The organism is Collinsella sp. LCP19S3_F2 (assembly GCF_052121015.1).
Lineage (GTDB): Bacteria > Actinomycetota > Coriobacteriia > Coriobacteriales > Coriobacteriaceae > Collinsella.
Genome location: NZ_JBQKFA010000043.1, coordinates 1 through 384 on the forward strand (window position 1 = coordinate 1; position 384 = coordinate 384).

Genomic DNA, 384 nt, shown 5'->3' on the forward strand with positions numbered 1-384 from the left:
AGGCAAAGCCAAAGAGAGAAAGAGGCACGCCTTTGCCAAACCTGAAACCTTTCCTTGCCACGTGTGAAAAGAACCGCTGCCTCAATTGAAAGCCCGAGCTTGACACAAACACCGACCGCGGCCGCCGGGTCGCCGTCCTCCCCAGGGCCTTCGGGGAGGGCCCCGCGGTCCGGAACCCCCTCTCGCTCGTGCCCGCCATCATCGCCAGGCCGAGGGCCTTCGGGGAGTCGACGATCAGGCGCGACATGCCGCCGGGGCTCGTCGAGGGGATCGACCGGATGGACTCCGCCGGCAGGAGGCGCACGCTCAGGTCGATCGGCCGGGCGAGCGAGTCCTCGGGCTTCGAGGCGGCATGCGAGGCGGCGCTCAGGGTCGTCGAGGGCG

1 protein-coding gene is annotated in these 384 nt (G+C 68.5%); it reads right to left on the reverse strand.

What is annotated here, in order from left to right; genetic code table 11:
* Positions 1 to 247 (reverse strand): hypothetical protein (locus ACTQX9_RS09580; RefSeq protein ID WP_441541397.1); only part of this gene is annotated, 247 nt, incomplete at its 3' end.
* Positions 248 to 384: the final 137 nt, after the last annotated feature.